The organism is Candidatus Frankia alpina, from assembly GCF_902806485.1.
In the GTDB taxonomy this organism is placed as follows: domain Bacteria; phylum Actinomycetota; class Actinomycetes; order Frankiales; family Frankiaceae; genus Frankia; species Frankia alpina.
On sequence record NZ_CADCWT010000394.1, the window covers coordinates 1 to 2,787 of the forward strand.

1 protein-coding gene and 1 pseudogene are annotated in these 2,787 nt (G+C 74.5%); one reads left to right on the plus strand and one right to left on the minus strand.

The window, feature by feature from the left end; genetic code table 11:
* The first annotated feature begins 174 nt into the window (after positions 1 to 174).
* On the plus strand, positions 175 to 1,374 hold the full coding sequence (locus G6R25_RS23165) for an effector-associated domain EAD1-containing protein (RefSeq protein ID WP_235949486.1): 1,200 nt from the start codon (positions 175 to 177) through the stop codon (positions 1,372 to 1,374).
* Positions 1,375 to 1,417: 43 nt separating this feature from the next.
* Here G6R25_RS23165 and G6R25_RS23170 read toward each other — a convergent pair.
* Positions 1,418 to 2,787: pseudogene (locus G6R25_RS23170) on the minus strand (hypothetical protein); the annotation flags it as partial.

The window sequence follows — 2,787 nt, forward strand, 5'->3', positions numbered from 1 at the left end:
ACGCACCCCATTCCCCGCCAAGAAACCGATCGACAAGCACCTCGCAGGACCGCCGCCCACCGTGGTCACAATCCCGATCCGAACCTAAAGTTCCTGGTATTGGGCCCACCCCGGGCTTAGAATTCCTGCGAGAAATGCGCCGGCCGGCGAACGCCTGCCGGCGGCGGCCGCATCTTGGGATCGCTTCGGGGGCTCGTGATGCAGGGGCTGAGCGAGGTCGAGATCAGGGCGCTCGCGAAGGCCTTCAACGTGCACTTCAAGGCGAATCTGCTGTTGGTGCGCGCCGGCCTCACCCGCGACCGGGTGCCGGAGTTCACCGGCACGCCATTTGACTACTGGTCGGAGATCTCGGCGCAGCTCGAGGACGGGCTGCTTTCCGACGGCAGGGCGCGCATCCTCGCCGCCGCGGCGAAGTCGTTCCCGGCCAACGAGGTTTTCCGGGTCGGCTCGCGGCTCGATGCGTCCCCGGGCGCCGTCCCGGGCGCGCGGGAGCGCCAGCGGCCACCCGCCGGCACACCGGAGCACGCCAGCCTGTTCTTCCTCGACGCCCGCCTGTACAGCCGGCGCAGCATGCTCGGTCAGGTCGACTGGCGGGTGGCCCTGCGGGAGATCGTGGCGGCGGCCGTTGCGCGGTTGGGGCTGCCGGCGGAGTCGATCCGGCTGCTGCAGGACCAGGGCGACGGTTTCCTCGGCATCGTGGCTGGGACGGAACCCAAGCCGTACCTCGCCAGCGATTTCGTCCGCGAGCTGCAGATCGCCCAGCGCGCTTACAACGACGGGCGCGAACCCGGTGGCCGGCTGCGGTTGCGGATGTCGCTGCACCACGGCGACGTGGTCGTGGATGGAACCGGCGCCGCGGGCGACGCCGTCGTGGTCGCCGCCCGGCTGATCGACGCGCCCCAGGTGCGCGGCGTGTTGGAGCGCTATCCCGACGCCGACCTGGTTCTCGCGTTGTCCCCGGAGTACTTCCGCAGCACTGCCGCCCAGCGGATGCGCGATCTCGACCCGGAGGCGTTCCGCGAGATCGACGTGGCGGTCGGCGAGAAGTATGCCGGCACCGCGTGGGTGACGCTGCCCGGTCATCGGGCGAATCCTCCCCTCGACGAGGATCCCGCCGAGCCCCGGCCCGTGGACGTTCCCCGGCCCGTGGACGCGCCCGCCGGTGTGGTGTTGAGCCCGCCGCGTGCCGCCGCTTCGTCTGCGGTCGACTTGCGTGGCGATACCGCGCATGCCGCCACGCCGCCGGATGGTGTTGGACGCGGCTGGGCTGCGCAGCGGCCGGGCGTGGACGAATGGCGCAGGCGGATCGCGGATCGCCGGCGGAGTCGGAAGCCCTCAACCTCGCCGCCGCCGTTCCCCGGCGGCCGTACCTGACCCGCTGGCCACGGGATGGCCGCTGACCACGGGATGGCCGCTGTCATGGGGTGACCGCCTGCACCGCGCCGCCTGTCGCCGCGGCGAGCAGCTGACCCAGGCCGCGGCGGTAGCTGGTGCTCCCGTCGAAGCGGCTCCACTCCGCCAGCGCCATCATCATGGTCCGCAGTTCCATTGTGGACGCCTCGCCGGTCCGGGCCCGCTCGATCAGGCTGTGCACCCGGGCGGTCCAGGCGAGGGCATCGTCGCCCGCGGCCCGCGCCCGGCGCGCCGCCTCGTCGATGCGGGCACGCCGCAGGATCGGACGGCCGGTGGCGGTCGGCGCCTCGGCGAGCCGGAGTAGCCCGGCGGCCCGCCCGGCATCGGAGTTGATGCGGCCGTAGCCGGCCAGCGACCGGCGCCACAGCTCCTCGGCCCGGTCCAGATAGGCGGGGCGGGCCGCGGGGATCGGCGAGCCGTCCGGCCTGCGCCCTAGGGTCTGCGCCCCGCCGTCGGGATAGCCGGCCCAGTCGCCCCGCACGAGGGCCGCGTGCGCCAGGGTCGCGTCGTCGGCGCCGCCCAGCGTCTCCACCGCGTCCAGCGCGACGCCGGCCTCGGCCGCCCGATCCAGCCGGAACAGCAGGTCGGCACGCAGGATCCGGGCGTACGTGCTGGCCTGGCTGATGGGCAGCGCGGCCAACCGGGCGACGAGGGTGTCGGCCATCGTCAGCACGTCCGCCGCCGCGTGGGCAACGTCCTCGACACCCCAGCCGGCGCTCGTCGCGGTCTGCCCCGGGTGTTCCGCCGCGACCGGGCCCGCGGACATGAGCGGCTCGGCGGACGGCGGCATCCCGGTCGGGACGGGCAACCGGGCTGGGACGGGCGGCCCGGCGGGAACGGGCGCCTGGGTTGGGGCGGCGTGGTCCGGCGGCACGGGGGAATCGCTCGCGGCGGGGACGCTGGCAGGGCTGGGCGTGGCAGATGGGCTGGCCGCGCCGGAGGGAGCGGTCGGATTGATCGGCGCGCTGCGCTCCGAGGCTCCGGCCGCCTCCGCGGATGCCGTGGCATTCGACGCGGGCGGGGCCGCAGGCTCGACGGCGAGAGCTACGGGAAGCATCGCGTCCTGGGGAACCATCGCGTCCTGGGGGACCGAGGCATCCTGGGTGATCTTCGCGCCCTGGGGGACCGAGGTGTCCTGAGGAAGTGGGTGGTGAGCGGGGGCGTCGCCGATCGCCGTGGCGGGCGCCGTGGGCCCGGGTGCAGGGTGCGCCACGGAGGACCTGCCGCCGGTGGCGCCGCGGCCCAGCATGGCGGGGAGGAAGCCGCCGCCGCGGGGACGCGCCCGGGGTCCCGTCCGGTGTAGCCCGTGGGACGCGGCGGCGTTGCGGACGAGTCCCGCCGCACCGGTCCAGGCGAGGACCATGGGCAGGGTGT